1 pseudogene is annotated in these 287 nt (G+C 61.0%); it reads right to left on the bottom strand.

The features are described from left to right. Positions 1-287: pseudogene (locus BK660_RS29900) on the bottom strand (ABC transporter permease); the annotation flags it as partial.

Below are 287 nucleotides of genomic sequence, written 5' to 3' on the forward strand. Positions count from 1 at the left end.
TGTAGAGCAGCATGATCGGACGCTTGATCAGACCGAGACCCATCAGCGCCTGATTGAGCATGCCGCCCGGGCCGAGGATCACCAGCCAGCCGTAGCTTTGCAGCAGCAGATTGACCAGCAACGGCAACAGCACCGCGGCGAGGAACACGCGGCGTACGAACGGTGAGGTCAGGCGCGACATGGTGTAGGCCACCGGAATCGCCAGGACCACGGCGATCGCTGCGCTGAACAGTGCCAGACGCAAGGTCAGCAGCAAGGATTTGAGGTAATACGGTTCGAGCAATTGG

This window comes from Pseudomonas brassicacearum, from assembly GCF_003732265.1.
Lineage (GTDB): Bacteria > Pseudomonadota > Gammaproteobacteria > Pseudomonadales > Pseudomonadaceae > Aquipseudomonas > Aquipseudomonas brassicacearum_D.